The 14295-nt window shown below is 75.4% G+C and carries 14 protein-coding genes; 8 read left to right on the top strand and 6 right to left on the bottom strand.

The window, feature by feature from the left end; translation table 11 throughout:
- Positions 1 to 2 precede the first annotated feature (2 nt).
- Positions 3 to 764, top strand: coding sequence for a class I SAM-dependent methyltransferase (locus ACF1BN_RS01530; RefSeq protein WP_392329967.1), 762 nt, complete (start codon positions 3 to 5; stop codon positions 762 to 764).
- On the opposite strand, the gene ACF1BN_RS01525 is transcribed toward ACF1BN_RS01530, so the two are convergent.
- Positions 761 to 2389 carry an ABC-F family ATP-binding cassette domain-containing protein gene (locus ACF1BN_RS01525; protein ID WP_392329551.1) on the bottom strand — a complete coding sequence of 543 codons (1629 nt, stop codon included), beginning with the start codon at positions 2387 to 2389 and terminating at the stop codon, positions 761 to 763. The genes ACF1BN_RS01530 and ACF1BN_RS01525 overlap by 4 nt on opposite strands.
- Positions 2390 to 2766: 377 nt before the next feature.
- Between ACF1BN_RS01525 and ACF1BN_RS01520 the strand changes: the two genes are divergently transcribed.
- On the top strand, positions 2767 to 3849 hold the full coding sequence (locus ACF1BN_RS01520) for a class I SAM-dependent methyltransferase (protein ID WP_392329550.1): 1083 nt from the start codon (positions 2767 to 2769) through the stop codon (positions 3847 to 3849).
- Positions 3850 to 3920: 71 nt separating this feature from the next.
- Here ACF1BN_RS01520 and ACF1BN_RS01515 read toward each other — a convergent pair whose 3' ends face one another.
- From ACF1BN_RS01515 to ACF1BN_RS01500, 4 genes are all read right to left on the bottom strand, one after another.
- Positions 3921 to 4406, bottom strand: coding sequence for an RICIN domain-containing protein (locus ACF1BN_RS01515; protein ID WP_392329549.1), 486 nt, complete (start codon positions 4404 to 4406; stop codon positions 3921 to 3923).
- Between the two features lie 7 nt (positions 4407 to 4413).
- Positions 4414 to 5205 carry an aldo/keto reductase gene (locus tag ACF1BN_RS01510; protein WP_376597236.1) on the bottom strand — a complete coding sequence of 264 codons (792 nt, stop codon included), beginning with the start codon at positions 5203 to 5205 and terminating at the stop codon, positions 4414 to 4416.
- A 166-nt stretch (positions 5206 to 5371) separates the two neighbouring features.
- Positions 5372 to 7213 carry an AMP-dependent synthetase/ligase gene (locus ACF1BN_RS01505; protein WP_392329548.1) on the bottom strand — a complete coding sequence of 614 codons (1842 nt, stop codon included), beginning with the start codon at positions 7211 to 7213 and terminating at the stop codon, positions 5372 to 5374.
- A gap of 443 nt (positions 7214 to 7656) precedes the next feature.
- Positions 7657 to 8529 carry a LysR family transcriptional regulator gene (locus tag ACF1BN_RS01500; RefSeq protein ID WP_392329547.1) on the bottom strand — a complete coding sequence of 291 codons (873 nt, stop codon included), beginning with the start codon at positions 8527 to 8529 and terminating at the stop codon, positions 7657 to 7659.
- A 141-nt stretch (positions 8530 to 8670) separates the two neighbouring features.
- Here ACF1BN_RS01500 and ACF1BN_RS01495 point away from each other — a divergent pair, with 141 nt between their 5' ends.
- From ACF1BN_RS01495 to ACF1BN_RS01485, 3 genes are read left to right on the top strand one after another with little or no spacing between them, the layout of a single operon-like run.
- Positions 8671 to 9780 (top strand): bile acid:sodium symporter family protein, encoded by a 1110-nt coding sequence (locus ACF1BN_RS01495; RefSeq protein ID WP_392329546.1) that lies wholly within the window; start codon positions 8671 to 8673, stop codon positions 9778 to 9780.
- 25 nt (positions 9781 to 9805) lie between these two features.
- Complete coding sequence (locus ACF1BN_RS01490) at positions 9806 to 10327, top strand: isochorismatase family protein (protein ID WP_392329545.1); 522 nt, start codon at positions 9806 to 9808, stop codon at positions 10325 to 10327.
- Positions 10324 to 10707, top strand: a complete 384-nt coding sequence (locus ACF1BN_RS01485) for a (2Fe-2S) ferredoxin domain-containing protein (protein ID WP_376597212.1) — start codon at positions 10324 to 10326, stop codon at positions 10705 to 10707. Before ACF1BN_RS01490 ends, ACF1BN_RS01485 begins: the two co-directional genes overlap by 4 nt.
- An 18-nt stretch (positions 10708 to 10725) precedes the next feature.
- Here ACF1BN_RS01485 and fdhD read toward each other — a convergent pair whose 3' ends face one another.
- Positions 10726 to 11553: a formate dehydrogenase accessory sulfurtransferase FdhD gene (gene fdhD, locus ACF1BN_RS01480; RefSeq protein WP_392329544.1), complete on the bottom strand. Its 828-nt coding sequence runs from the start codon at positions 11551 to 11553 to the stop codon at positions 10726 to 10728.
- Between the two features lie 218 nt (positions 11554 to 11771).
- Here fdhD and ACF1BN_RS01475 point away from each other — a divergent pair, with 218 nt between their 5' ends.
- From ACF1BN_RS01475 to ACF1BN_RS01465, 3 genes are all read left to right on the top strand, one after another.
- On the top strand, positions 11772 to 12716 hold the full coding sequence (locus ACF1BN_RS01475) for a beta-ketoacyl-ACP synthase III (protein ID WP_392329543.1): 945 nt from the start codon (positions 11772 to 11774) through the stop codon (positions 12714 to 12716).
- Positions 12717 to 12882: 166 nt separating this feature from the next.
- Positions 12883 to 13443, top strand: coding sequence for a hypothetical protein (locus tag ACF1BN_RS01470; protein WP_392329542.1), 561 nt, complete (start codon positions 12883 to 12885; stop codon positions 13441 to 13443).
- A gap of 83 nt (positions 13444 to 13526) precedes the next feature.
- Positions 13527 to 14159 (top strand): class F sortase, encoded by a 633-nt coding sequence (locus ACF1BN_RS01465; protein WP_392329541.1) that lies wholly within the window; start codon positions 13527 to 13529, stop codon positions 14157 to 14159.
- The last annotated feature ends 136 nt before the right edge of the window (positions 14160 to 14295 follow it).

The following is a 14295-nucleotide window of genomic DNA, read 5'->3' as shown; positions in this document are numbered from 1 at the left end:
CCCTGCTCGACTACGAGACCGAGGCGGCGCACTACGACGAGACCCGTGGCGGCGTGCCCCGGGCGGAAGCGGCGGCCGGCGCCGTGCTGAGGCTCCTGCCGCCCGGCGCCCGCACCCTCCTCGACCTCGCCTGCGGCACCGGACTGGTCACCGAGCGGATCGCCGGAGCCGGGCCGCGGGTCCTCGGGGCCGACGCCGCCCACGCCATGCTCCGGGCCGCCGGGTCGCGGCTGCCCGGGCGGGTGGTCCGCGCCGACGCCCGCAGGCTGCCCTTCCCCGACGCCGGCTTCGACGCGGTCTGCGCGGTGTGGCTGCTCCATCTGGTGCCGTACACCGGGGAGATCGTCGCCGAGGCCGCACGGGTGCTGCGTCCCGGCGGCGTCCTCGCCGTCACCGTCGACAAGGACGCCGCCCACGACGTCGGCAGCGACATCGACGCCCTGCTCCGCCCGCACCGGGCGGCTTCCGCCGCCCACGACCGGGCCGGACGGGTCGACGCCCTCGCCGCCGCCCACGGCCTCGCCCCGGCCGGCACCACCACCTTCACCGGCCACGGCCAGGGCGCGACCCCGCGAGGCACCGCCCGCCGCCTCCGCGCCGGCGCGTACGCCTCCTGGTTCCGGGGCGGCGCGGCCACCGTCGACGCCCTCGCCGCCGCCCTGGCGGCCCTCCCGGACCAGGACCGTCCCCGCCGTGACCCGGAGTACCGCCTGGCGGCCTACGCGAAGCCCGCCCGTCAGGACTCCTTCGCGGCGCGTCCCTAGAAGGCGACCCGGCCTCCCGCCAGTTCGATCCTGCGGCCGGTGAACCGGTCGCGGAACTCGCGGTCGTGAGAGACCGCGACCACCGCGCCCGGGAACGCGGCGACCGCCTCCTCCAGCTCCTCCACCAGCGCGGGCGCGAGGTGGTTCGTGGGCTCGTCCAGGACCAGTAGATCGGCGGGGCGCCGGACCAGCAGAGCGAGTTCGAGCCGGCGGCGCTGGCCGGCCGAGAGCGCGGCCACGGGCACGGCCAGGTCCTCCTCCCGCAGCAGCCCCAGGGCGAGCAGCTCCGCCGCGTGCTCCTCCGGTTCGCCGGGCCGGCCCCCGGCCCAGACCGCCAGGGCCGTGCGGCGGGTGGGGGAGTGCGGCAGTTCCTGCGCGAGATGTCCGACCCGGCCGATCCGGCGCACCACCCCCTCGTCCGGCGCGATCTCACCGGCCAGGACCCGCAACAGGGTCGTCTTCCCGGCCCCGTTGGGACCGGAGACGAGCAGCCGCTCACCGGCCCCGATCCGCAGCTTCCCCACGGCGAGCCGGTCGCCGACGACCACGCCCTCCAGCTCCACCAGCGGCCCCTCGGGAAGCTCCGCGCCGTCCCCGGCGAACCGTCCGCCGAAACGCAGCGGCTCCGGCGGCGCGGCCACGGGCTCCCGCAGCAGCTCCTCCAGCCTGCGGCGGGCCGTCCGCACCTGCCCGGAGAGCTTGTTCTCGCTGGAGCGCCGGTGCTTGCCGAAGCCCTGGCGCGGGTCCTTCCCGGTCACCGCGAGCCGCTGCCCGGCCGCCGCGACCAGCTCCTCGGTCCGGGCCACCTCCTCCCGCCACTCCAGGTGCTCCTGCGTCCTGCGGCGCCGCTCGGCGGCCTTCGCCGCCCGGTAGCCGGTCCAGCCGTCCCCGTACCGCAGCACGGTCCGCAGGTCCCGGTCGACCTCCAGGACGGTGGTGGCGAAGCCGGTGAGGAAGGCGCGGTCGTGGGTGACGACGAGCGCGGTGCCCCGGTGCGCGGCGAGCCGTGCCCGCAGCCAGTCGACGGCGTCCCGGTCGAGGTGGTTGGTCGGTTCGTCGAGCAGCAGCAGCTCGGCCCCGGAGGAGAGCACGCAGGCGAGCGCGAGCCGGGCCTGCTCGCCGCCGGACAGGGTGGCGAGCGGCCGGTCGGTGGTGACGTGGCCCAGGCCGAGGGCGTTCAGGGCGGCGGCGACCTCGGCGTCGGCGCGGTAGCCGCCGCGCTCCTCGAAGCGGTCGAGGAGTTCGCCGTACGCGGCGAGCTCGTCCGGCCCGGCCGAGCCGAGGCCCGCCTCGGCTTCCCGCAACTCGGCTTCGAGTGCGCGGAGTTCGGCGAGGGCGAGGTCGAGGGCGTGCTGGACGGTGTCGTCCGGGCCGACGGGGTACGTGTCGGGCAGGGTCTGGGCCAGGCGGGCGACGGAGCCCGGGAAGCGGACCAGGACCTCGCCCTCGTCGGGGGTCAGGGTGCCGTCGAGCAGCCGGAGCAGGGTGGACTTGCCGGAGCCGTTCTCGCCGACGACGACGGCCTTCTCGCCGGGACGGACGGTGAAGGAGACCTGGTCGAGGACGCGGCGGTCCCCGAAGGCGACGCCGACATGACGGAGGGAGAGCTGAGCGCGTTCGCGCATGGGTGTTCCTCTGAGGGGTTCGTGGAATGCGGGCACACGAAACCGGCGCACGGCCGCGACGGCGGCCGGGCCGGACCCGGAATCAGCGGAAGAAGTAGTAGTGGAACGCACCCATACGCCCAGGCTAACAGCGACTCCGGAGAACATCCCGGGACTTTTCCCGGCCGCTCGGCCCTCCCACAGAGGCCCATGGGCGACCGGCCGCTCCCGCCGGAGCGCGGGCGGAGGCCGGGTCTCGGGCCGGGGAGCACGGGGCGAGCACCGGGCGAGGATCGGGTGGGGAGCGGGGGGAGAGACCGGGCGGGTATCGGCCGACACGTTTGCCGTACCGGCAACTTTTCTCGCGTTTCCGGGGAGGTGGGGCGCAGGCTGCTCCCATGACCCAGCATCGCGAAGCCCCCGCCGCCGCCCCGGCCCCGCCCGCCCACGACCACGGCCCGGGCCACGCCCCCCACGCGGGCCACGGTGCCGACGGCGGCCACTCCCACGGACCCGCGAGCGGCCACGGCACCGACGGCGGCCACTCCCACGGACCCGCGAGCGGCCACGGCCACGGCACCGACGGCGGCCACTCCCACGGACCCGCGAGCGGCCACTCCCACTCCCACGGTGACGGCGCCGAGCTCGACTGGGGCCGGCTCGCCCCGCTCCTGGAGCGCCAGGCCGAGGTCGCCGGCACCGCCTACCGCGAGGCCGCCGCCTGGCTCGGCACCCTCGTCCCGGCGGCCGGCGTCCGCAGGCTCCTCGACGTCGGCAGCGGTCCCGGGGTCGTCACCACGCTTCTCGCGGAGGCGTTCCCGTACGCCGAGGCCGTCGCCGTCGACGCGACCCCGGAGCTCCTGGAGCGGGCCCGCGCCCGCGCCGAGGCCCAGGGCCTCGGCCACCGGGTCGGCACCCTGCGTGCCGAACTCCCCGCCGACAACGCCACGCTGGGCGAGGCCGACCTGCTGTGGGCCGGCAACTCGCTGCATCACATCGGCGACCAGCGCGCGGCGGTCGCCGACCTGGCCGAGGTGCTCCGCCCCGGCGGTCTGATCGCGCTCGTCGAGGGCGGTCTCTCCCCCCGCCACCTGCCCCGGGACATCGGTGTCGGCCGCCCCGGCCTGGAGGCCCGCCTCGAGGCCGAGCACGCCGACCAGTTCGCCCGGATGCGCGCGGAGCTGCCCGGCGCCACCCGCGAACCGGACGACTGGCGCGCCCTGTTCGTCGCCGCGGGCCTCACCCCGGCCGGCACCCGCACCTTCCTCGTGGACGTGCCGGCGCCGGTCCCGCAGGTCGTCCGCGAGCTCGCGGTCAGCCACTTCGGGCGGCTCCGCGAGGGCTTCGGCGACCGGCTGGACGCCGAGGACCGCGCCACCCTCGACCGGCTCCTCGACCCGGCCGACGCGCAGTCCCTGCACCGGCGCACGGACCTCTTCCACCTGACGGCCCACACGGTGCACACCGCCCGCAAGGGCTGAACCGCGCGGGCCGCCCGCCCGCGACCGGGCCGGACGCCTCGGGAGGAACGACTCCCGAGGCGGAGGCCGCCTCAGGAGGACACCGGCTCCAGCCGCCACCACTGGAACGGGGAGTCGGTGTCCTCCCCCTGCCGGATGTCGGCGCCCTCGGCCGCCGAACCGTCCGCCACCTCCAGGAGCAGCCCGCTGACGAAGCTCACCAGCGTGACCGTCCCGGGCTCCTCGACGTCCCGCTGGATGATCCACTCCTGGGCGCCGAAGTTGTTCGCCCGCCACTGCTGGACGAGCGCCCCCGGCTCCGTGGAGGCGTTCACGACGTCGAGCCGCTTCCCGCTGGCCGCGTTGACCAGGTGGTACAGCCCGCCGCCGTTCGGCACGGCGGACACCTGCCAGCGCTGTCCCGGGGCCCCGTCGGCCGCGGCGCCCTGCTGCACCTTGGCGCCGCCGCGCCGCGAACCGGCGTACACCTCCAGGACCAGCCCGCTGCCCACGTTCCGCACCCGGTAGAGCCCGTCGGGGACGGGGGCCGGGCGGCCCCCGTCCCGCGTCCCCGCCACCGGGGCCTCAGGCCATGTTGAAGTGCGCCGGGTCCGGGCCCAGGCGCCGGCCCTCGTCCAGCGCCGCGATCGCGGCGATGTCCTCCGCGTCCAGCTCGAAGTCGAAGACCTCGATGTTCTCGCGGATCCGGGAGGGGGTCACCGACTTCGGGATGACCACGTTGCCCAGCTGGAGGTGCCAGCGGAGGACGACCTGCGCGGGGGTGCGCTCGTGCTTGCGGGCGATGGCGACGAGCGCCGGGACGTCGAGCAGCCCGCGGCCCTGGCCCAGCGGCGACCACGCCTCGGTCGCGACGCCCAGCTCGGCGTGGAGGGCGCGGGACTCGGCCTGCGCCAGCTGCGGGTGGAGCTCGATCTGGTTCACGGCGGGCACGACGGAGGTCTCGTCCGTCAGCCGCCGCAGGTGCTCGGGGAGGAAGTTGGAGACGCCGATCGCCTTGGCGCGGCCGTCGGCGAGGATCTTCTCGAACGCCCGGTAGGTGTCGACGTACGCGTCCTTGGCCGGGACCGGCCAGTGGATCAGGTACAGGTCGACGTAGTCGAGGCCGAGGCGCTCCAGGGAGGCGTCGAAGGCGCGCAGCGTGGCGTCGTGGCCCTGCTCGCTGTTCCACAGCTTGGTGGTGACGAAGAGCTCCTCGCGGGCGATCCCGGAGGCCGCCACGGCCTTGCCGGTGCCCCGCTCGTTCTCGTAGATCGCCGCCGTGTCGATGGAGCGGTACCCGGCTTCCAGGGCGGTGGCCACGGCCTTCGCCGCCTCGTCGTCCGGCACCTGCCAGACACCGAAGCCGAGCTGCGGCATCGCCACGCCGTTGTTCAGGATGACCGAGGGGACCTTGCTGTCCGTGCTCACGTGGGATGGATCCTTACGTCGTCGTGGTCGTTCACGCGGAGGGCGCGCGTGAGCCCGCCCCTGCCCTTCAACGATCACCCGCCCCGTAACATTCCGCCCGCGCGGCGCCGTCCCGTCAGCCGTACAGGGCCTCGACCTCCGCCGCGTAGGCGCGCTCGATGGCCTTCCGCTTCAGCTTCAGGGACGGGGTGAGGAGGCCGTGCTCCTCGCTGAAGGGGTGGGCGAGGATGCGGAAGGTGCGGATCGACTCCGCCTGCGAGACCAGGGTGTTCGCGGCGACCACGCCCCGCCGGATCTCCGTCTCCAGGTCAGGGTCCCTGACCAGCTCGGCGGGGGAGAGCGGCGGGCGGTTCTGGATGGCGAGCCAGTGGTCCACGGCCTCCTGGTCCAGGGTGACCAGGGCCGCGATGTACGGCCGGTCGTTGCCGACGACGAGGCACTGGGCGATCAGCGGGTGGGCCCGCACCCGCTCCTCCAGGCCGGTCGGCGCCACGCTCTTGCCGCCGGAGGTCACCAGGATCTCCTTCTTCCGCCCGGTGATCGTCAGATACCCCTCGGCGTCGAGCGCGCCGAGGTCGCCGGTGGCGAGCCAGCCGTCGTTCAGCACGGCGGCGGTGGACGCCGGGTCGCCCAGGTAGCCGGAGAAGACCTGGCCGCCGTGGACCCACACCTCGCCGTCCTCCGCGATGTGCACGCTCGTGCCGGGCACCGGCCGCCCCACCGTGCCGTATCTGACCCGGCCGGGCGGGTTCGCGGTCGCGGCGGCGGTCGTCTCCGTCAGGCCGTACCCCTCGAAGACGGTGACCCCGGCGCCGGCGAAGAACAGCCCGGTCCTGCGGTCCATCGCCGATCCGCCCGACATCGCGTACCGGATCCGCCCGCCGAACGCCTCGCGCACCTTGGCGTAGACCGTCTTGTCGAAGAACTGGTGCTGCACCCGCAGCGCCGCCGACGGGCCCGGGCCCTCGCCGAACGCCTTGTGCTCCAGCGCCTCCGCGTACTTCACCGCCACGTCCACGGCCTTGTCGAAGATGCCCACGCGCCCGTCCGCCTCGGCCCGGCGGCGCGCCGCGTGGAAGATCTTCTCGAAGACATAGGGCACGGCGAGGACGAAGCTCGGCCGGTACGTCGCCAGATCCGGCAGGAGCGCGGCGGCGGTCATCGACGGCTGGTGCCCCAGCTTCACCCCGCCGCGGACCGCCGCGACCTCCACCATCCGTCCGAAGACGTGGGCGAGCGGCAGGAAGAGCAGGGTGGACGCCCGGTCGCCGGGGCGGGAGCGGAAGACCGGCTCCCAGCCGGCCAGCAGGGCGTCCGTCTCGTGCATGAAGTGGCCGTGGGTGATCACGCAGCCCTTGGGGCGGCCGGTGGTGCCCGAGGTGTAGATGACCGTGGCCACCGAGTCGGGGGTGACCGCGCGCCGGTGCCGGTGCACCACCTCCGCGTCGATGCCCTCGCCGGCCGCGGTGAGCTCCGCGACCGCGCCGGGGCCCGCGTCCTCGCCGGGGTCGAGCTGCCACAGCCGCTGGAGCCGCGGCAGCCGGTCGACCACGGAACCGATGGTCATGGCGTGGTCCTCGTGCTCCACCACGCAGGCGGTGACCTCGGCGTCGTACAGCATCCAGTGCACCTGGTCGGCGGAGGAGGTCGGGTAGATCGGCACGGGCTGCGCGCCGAGCGTCCACAGCGCGAAGTCGAAGAGGGTCCACTCATAGCGGGTGCGGGACATGACGGCGACCCGGTCGCCGAACCGGACGCCGTGCGCGACCAGCCCCTTCGCCAGCGCCAGCACCTCGTCCCGGAACCGGGCGCAGGTCACGTCCTCCCAGGCCCCGTCCGCCGTCCGGCGTCCGAAGGCGACCGCGTCGGGGGTGTCGGCGGCGCGGGCGAAGACGGCGTCCGCAAGGCCGCCGCTGAGCGGAGCCGCCTCGACGGGCGGCACGGTGAACTCGCGCACGGACCTGGTCCTCCCTCGACGGCTCGGTGGCTGAAAGGGGCCGCTGTGACGGCTGCGGCGCCGTGACCGTACCCCACCCGGAGCAGCGGTGGCAGGACCTTCACCAAGCCGCGACATTCCCCGTTCGTACAGGTCAGGACAGGTGGTCGGGCAAGTGACCGAGGAGCGGCGCTCGTTGCGTACCGACCGGTACGTCCCCGGGCCGGAAGTCTCCACCGAATTCGTACCGGCCGGGCACGCCCCCACGACCGACCGGCGTCCGACGGGCCGCCCGTCCTTGAGGCCGCGCCCCCAGTGAGGCCGCCCCCTCGAAGCCGCGCCTCCCTTGAGGCCGCGCCCCCCTGAGGCCGCCCCCTTGAGGTCCCGCCGCCCAGGCGCCGTGGCGGGCCGCCGGACGCTCCGTCCCCGCCGCCCCAGGCGCCGTACCGGGCCGCCGGGCGCGCTCAGCCCGGCTGCCGGAGCCCGTCGCCGCTCTCCAGGATCGCCTCGGCCAGCGCGTCCGCCGCCTCCTGCGCCGCCCCGCCGCGCCGCCCCTTCCGCAGGACGAAGTCGACCCCGCCCAGCTCGGGCAGTCCCGCCCTGGCCGGTACGGGGACGAGCCCGGGCGGCACCAGGCCGCGCGTGTGCGCCATCACACCGAGCCCCGCGCGGGCCGCCGCCACGTTCGCGCTCAGGCTGGAGCTCGTGCACGCGATCCGCCACGTCCGGCCCTCCGCCTCCAGCGCCGCCAGCGCCCGCGCCCGGGTGATGCCCGGCGGCGGGTAGACGATCAGCGGCACCGGGCGCTCCGGGTCCAGCCGCAGCCCCGGCGCCCCGATCCACACCAGGACGTCGCTCCACACCGGCACCCCGCCCTCGCCGTCCGCGCCGGCGCCCCGCTTGGCCAGGATCAGGTCGAGCCGCCCCGCCGCGAGCCGCGCCTGGAGCGTCCCGGAGAGGCCGACCGTCAGTTCCAGGTCCACCTCCGGGTGGGCGCGCCGGAAGGACTCCAGGATCTCCGGGAGCCGGGTCGCCACGAAGTCCTCCGACGCGCCGAACCGCAGCCGGCCGCGCAGCCGCGTCCCGGTGAAGAAGGCCGCCGCCCGCTCGTGCGCCTGGAGGATCGTGCGGGCGAACCCGAGCATCGCCTGACCGTCCTCAGTCAGTTCCACGCTGTGGGTGTCCCGGGTGAAGAGCGGCCGCCCGGTCGCCTCCTCCAGGCGTCGCACGTGCTGGCTGACGGTCGACTGGCGCAGCCCGAGCCGCCGGGCCGCCCGGGTGAAGCTCAGGGCCTGCGCGACGGCGAGGAAGGTGCGCAGCTGGGTGGGCTCGTACACCCTCCCGACGTTATCGCGGATCGTGATGACAGTCAGTGGGCTGTACGGGATTCCCGATGACCGTCCCGTGGACCAGGATGGGAGGACGCGCCGGCCCGTCACGGGACCGCGTACCGACCGCCACCAGCCCCGCGTGGAGCCATGAACCGACGCCCCCTCCTGCCCTCCTGGCTGCCGGTCGACGGCTATGTCCTCGCCCTGCTCGGCACCGTCGGCCTCGCCGCCCTGCTGCCCGCGTCCGGCGCCGTCGCCACCGTCGCCGAGGCCGCCGCCACGGGGGCGGTCGCGCTGCTGTTCTTCCTCTACGGCGCCCGGCTCTCCACCCGCGAGGCGCTCGACGGGGTGCGCCACTGGCGGCTCCACCTCACCGTCCTCGGCTGCACCTTCCTCGTCTTCCCGCTGCTCGGCCTCGCCGCCCGCGGACTCGTGCCGGCCGTCCTCACCCCCCAGCTGTACAGCGGCTTCCTCTTCCTCTGCCTGGTCCCCTCGACCATCCAGTCGTCGATCGCCTTCACCTCGATCGCCCGCGGCAACGTGCCGGCCGCCATCTGCGCCGGCTCCTTCTCCTCGCTCGCCGGCATCGTGCTCACCCCGCTGCTCGCCGCCGCCCTGCTCGGCGGCAGCACCGGCGGCCTCTCCGCCGACGCCCTCCTCCGGATCGTCCTCCAGCTCCTGGTGCCCTTCCTCCTCGGGCAACTGCTGCGCCCCTGGGTCGGGGGCTTCCTGACCCGCCGCAAGAAGGTCCTCGGGTACGTCGACCGGGGCTCGATCCTCCTCGTCGTCTACACCGCCTTCAGCCAGGGCGTGGTGGCCGGCGTCTGGCACCTCGTGACCCCCGGCCGGCTCGCCCTGCTGCTCGCCGCCGAGGCCGTCCTCCTCGCCCTGATGCTGGCGCTGACCTGGTACGGGGCGGGGAAGCTCGGTTTCGGCCGGGCCGACCGGATCGCGATCCAGTTCGCCGGGTCCAAGAAGAGCCTCGCCGCCGGCCTGCCCATGGCGAGCGTCCTCTTCGGCGCGCACGCCTCCCTCGCCGTGCTGCCCCTGATGCTCTTCCACCAGATGCAGCTCATGGTCTGCGCGGTCCTCGCCAGGCGCCGGGCCCGCGACCCGGAGCCGCCCGAGCCGGACGCCACCACCACCACCGGCACGGAAACCGCCGGTGCGCACGCAGCCCCCGTACCGGCCTCCACCCCCGCACCGGCTCCGCTCCCCGGCGCCGGACGGATCGCGCCACCACCCCCTCCGCGGTGATCATCCGGGCGGCTACCGTGCTCCCATGCCCTCACTCGATCCCGCCCGCACCGCCCTCCTCCTCGTCGACCTGATGGAGCGGATCGTCGCGCTGCCGCTCGCCCCCCGGCCCGGCACCGACGTCCTCGACGCCGCCGGCCGGCTCGCCGCCGCCTTCCGCACCGCCGGCGCGCCCGTCGTCCACCTCCGCGTCGAACGGCCCGGCGTGCCCGTCCAGCCGGCCGGCAGCGAGCTCGTGCCCGACCTGCTGCGCACGGGCGAACCGGTCGTCGTCAAGCGCACCATCGGCGGCTTCCAGGACACCGGGCTGCACGAACTGCTCACCGGCCTCGGCGTGAGCACCCTCGTCCTCGCCGGGATCGCCACCAACCTCGGCGTCGAGTCCACCGCCCGCGCCGCCGCCGACCTCGGCTACGACCTCGTCTTCGCCGAGGACGCCATGACCGCCCTCACCGCCGACGAGCACCGGGCCTCCGTCGACCTCGACTTCCCCCGCCTCGGCACGGTCGCCACCGTCCCCGGGATCGTCCTGGACGGCCGGGGATGAGCCGCGTCCCGATACGGTACGGGGCCCGCCCCTGCTCCCTGGTCGTCTGCCGGGGCTGCTGCTGCGGCGACCCCCGCAAGAACCCCGGCACCGACCACGACGCCCAGCTCGACCGGCTCCGCGCCGCCGCCGCGGCCTCCGGCGGGAAGCTCGCCGTCCGGACCAGCGACTGCCTCGGCCCCTGCGCCCAGGCCAACATCGTCGTCGTCCAGCCCTCCACCGAGGGCCGCCGGCGCGGCGGCCGGGCCGCCTGGGTCGGCTTCACCCTCGACGACGACTGCCTCGACGACATCCTCGCCTGGACCGAGGCCGGCGGTCCCGGCCTCGCCCCGCCCCCGGCGACCCTCGCCCTCCAGATGATCGACCCGCCGAAGAACTGACCCCGCCGGGGCCGTGCCTCAGAGCGCGATCCGGTGCTCGCCCGCGTACACGTTCATGTCCGGCCCGCGCAGGAAGCCGACCAGCGTCAGACCCGTCTCCACCGCCAGGTCGACCGCCAGCGAGGACGGCGCGGACACCGCGGCGAGCACCGGGATCCCCGCCATCACCGCCTTCTGCGCCAGCTCGAACGAGGCCCGCCCCGACACCAGCAGCACCGCCCGCCCCAGCGGCAGCAGGTCCTCCCGCAGAGCCCGCCCCACCAGCTTGTCCACCGCGTTGTGCCGGCCCACGTCCTCCCGTACGTCGAGGAGCTCGCCGTCCTCCGAGAAGAGCGCCGCCGCGTGCAGCCCGCCCGTCGTGTCGAAGACCTTCTGCGCCGCCCGCAGCCGGTCGGGCAGCTCCGACAGCAGCGCCGGGGCGATCCGTACCGGGGGAGTGTCGGCGATCGGGAAGCGGGCCGTCGTCCGCACCGCGTCCAGGCTCGCCTTGCCGCACAGCCCGCACGACGAGGTCGTGTAGACGTTCCGCTCCAGCGTGATGTCGGGGACGACGACCTCCGGCGCGAGCTTCACGTCGACCACGTTGTACGTGTTCGTACCGTCCTCCCTGGCTCCCGCGCAGTACACGATCGACCGCACGTCGGCGGCCGAGGCCAGCACCCCCTCGCTCACCAGGAACCCCGCCGCCAGCGCGAAGTCGTCGCCCGGCGTCCGCATCGTGATCGCGATCGGCCGCCCGTTCAGCCGGATCTCCAGCGGCTCCTCGGCCACCAGCGTGTCCGGCCGCGTGTTCACCGCGCCGCCCCGGATCCGCGTGACCCGCCGTCGTTCGGTGACCCGTCCCATCCCCGCCGCCTTCGATTCCGTCGGTGTTCCTGCCCCTGACCGTGTCATTCTCCGCCACCCCCGGAAACCCCGCCCGACCCGGTGTGCCGCCTGACCCCTTGTCACGGTCGGCCAAGCGACTCGGGGGAATCTTGGTGGTTTACGTCACCTGTTACCCATCAGTCGCTGGCAAGACTGGGTGGTTCCTGCCGTCGAACGACCATCGAGGGGGTCCCGGGATGACGGGCACTCGCATCTCCGCGCTCGGGCACTACCAGCCCGCCAAGGTACTGACCAACCACGACCTGGCCGAGCTGGTCGACACGAGCGACGAGTGGATCCTCAGCCGGGTCGGCATCCGCACCCGGCACATGGCCGGACCCGAGGAGCCGGTCGACGAGCTCGCCGCGCACGCCGCCGGCAAGGCGCTCGCCGCCGCCGGCCTCGCACCCGGCGACATCGACTACGTCATCGTCGCCACCTCCACCGCGATCGACCGCTCGCCCAACACCGCCGCCCGGGTCGCCGCCCGCCTCGGCATGGGCTCGCCCGCCACCCTCGACCTCAACGTGGTCTGCGCCGGCTTCACCCACGCGCTCGCCACCGCCGACCACGCCGTCCGTGCCGGGGCGGCCCGCCGCGCTCTCGTCATCGGCGCCGACAAGATGACCGAGATCACCGACTGGACCGACCGCACCACCTGCGTCCTCACCGGCGACGGCGCCGGCGCCGTGATCGTCGAGGCCACCGAGACCGACACCGGCGCCATCGGCCCGGTCCTGTGGGGCTCGGTCCCCGAGATGGGCCACGCCGTCCGCATCGAGGGCACCCCGCCGCGCTTCGCCCAGGAGGGCCAGAGCGTCTACCGCTGGGCCACCCAGAAGCTCCCCGCCCTCGCCCGCGAGGCCTGCGCCCGGTCCGGCATCGCCCCCGAGGACCTGGCCGGCGTCGTCCTCCACCAGGCCAACCTGCGCATCATCGAACCCCTCGCCGCGAAGATCGGCGCCGTCAACGCGATCGTCGCCCGGGACGTCGTGGACTCCGGCAACACCTCCGCCGCCTCCGTACCGCTCGCCCTCGCCAAGCTCGTCGAGCGCGGCGAGCTCCCCTCCGGCGCGCCCGTCCTGCTCTTCGGCTTCGGCGGCAACCTCTCCTACGCGGGCCAGGTCGTCCGGATCCCCTGACCGGCGGGCCGGGTGCCCCGTTCGGCGGAGCACGAGGGGGGACCGGTGGCGGCGCCCCCGGGGCGCGCCTAGCTTCGGACGCGGTGGGGGTACCGGCGCCGCGGGCGTCGGACCCGGACGCGGAGCGGCTCCGCGACCCCGCCCCCGCCGCGACCCGGAGGACCGCATGCGCGCGATACGTACCGCTTCCGCAGCCCTGCTCGCCGCCGCGGCCGTGGCACTGTCCGCCCCCGCGGCCTCCGCCGACGAGGACACCGGAACCGGCACCGGAATCGGCACCGGAACCGGCGCGGACATCACCTCCTTCGGCTTCTCCGTCACCCCCGCCACCGTCGCTCCCGGCGGCACCGTCACCCTGACCAGCGACGGCTGCGAAGTGCCGTCCGTGACCGTCACCTCGGGGATCTTCGACACCGTGACCCTCACCGAGGGCCGCCCCGGCCGCGCGACCGTCGACATCGACGCGAAGGCCGGCGCCGCGTACGAGATCGTCTTCGACTGCAAGGGCGAGCGCGGCACCACCACCCTCACCGTCGCCCCCGGCACCACCACCCCGACGCCGCCCCCGGTCCCCCCGCACAAGGGCGTCAAGGCCGGCTTCGGCAGCTCCACCGGCTCCGCCGCGCTCGGCGCCGCCGAGCTGGCCACCGGCGCCGCCCTCATCACCGGGGGCCTCGCCGCCGCGCTCGTCCTCGCCCGCCGCGGCCGGACCCGCGGCCGCCCCTGAGACGGCCCCTCCGTCCCGGTGTGACGAGGTCCGGGACGGAGGGGCGACCAGCGACCCGTCCGAACAGAGGAGGCCCGAGGGCCGTGGAGAGCGCGTACGGCCGGCGCGGCGCCTGGGGCGTCGTCGCGATCCTCCTCCTCACCGGGGTCCACCTCGTGCGCGGCGGTACGGAGCAGCTCACCGCCGCCGGTCCGCCCCAGCCCGTGGCGGCCGACGCCCCCGCCCCGGCGGCGCCCCCGCTCCGCGCCCGCCCCGCCCTCCCCGCCGCCGCACCGCTCTCCGTCGCGATCCCCGCGATCGGCGTGGACGCCCCGCTCACCCGGGTCGGCCTGGACGCGGACGGCTGGATCGAGGCCCCACCGCCCGAGCACCCCGGCCGCGCGGGCTGGTTCTCCGGTGCCGTCACCCCCGGCGAGCCGGGCACCGCCGTCGTCGTCGGCCACGTCGACACCCCGGCCGGCCCCGCCGTCTTCCACGCCCTCGGCGCCCTCACCCGCGGCCGCGTGATCGAGATCCCCCGTGCCGACGGCCGCACCGCCGTCTTCACCGTCCACGGCGTCGAGCTCGTCCCCAAGGACGACTTCCCCGCCGACCGCGTCTACGCCTCCACCGGCGCCCCCGAGCTCCGGGTGATCACCTGCGGCGGTGCCTACACCCGCGCCGGCGGCTACACCGGTAACGTCGTCGTCTCCGCCCGCCTCACCGCCCTCCGCTGACCTGACGTAATCCCGCCGTCCGACTGGCCTGGACCAACCCCCCGGGGCCAGGGTGGACCCCGGAGCAGGCGTCGGGGGGCGTCTGGCTCCCGGCCGCCGAGGCGGCATCCCCGGGGATGGGCGGTCCCCGTGCGCC

This window comes from Streptomyces sp. NPDC014861 (assembly GCF_043081625.1).
In the GTDB taxonomy this organism is placed as follows: Bacteria; Actinomycetota; Actinomycetes; order Streptomycetales; family Streptomycetaceae; genus Streptomyces.
Note: the sequence above shows the minus strand (reverse complement) of the source record. Positions and strands in the feature narration are given on the sequence as shown.